Here is a 338-nt window from a genome sequence, read left to right as displayed (position 1 = left end):
ATATTACCGTGTTCATCAAGCGCCATTGAATTTATGGTTAAATCACGCCTTGCTAAATCTTCTTCTAGCGTCACTGTTGGGCTGGCATCAACCACAAAGCCAGTATAGCCTTTGCCGCTTTTACGCTCTGTGCGCCCAAGTGCATATTCTTCTTTGGTTTTTGGGTGTAAGTAAACCGGAAAGTCGCTACCTATCGGCACAAAGCCTAGCGCTTCCATTGCCTGTGGCGTTTCGCCAATAACAACATAATCGTTGTCATTTGATGCTCTTTTTAGCAGTAAATCACGCACTGCACCACCAACTAGGTAAACCTGCTCCAATGCTTTATCCACGTAACC

The 338-nt window shown here is 45.3% G+C and carries 1 pseudogene; it reads right to left on the bottom strand.

The features are described from left to right. A pseudogene (locus AAEY88_RS12715) lies at positions 1–332 on the bottom strand (hypothetical protein); the annotation flags it as partial. Between the last annotated feature and the right edge of the window lie 6 nt (positions 333–338).

Source organism: Psychrobacter sp. CAL346-MNA-CIBAN-0220 (genome assembly GCF_040309805.1).
GTDB lineage: Bacteria > Pseudomonadota > Gammaproteobacteria > Pseudomonadales > Moraxellaceae > Psychrobacter.
This window is presented reverse-complemented; position numbering and strand designations above follow the sequence as displayed.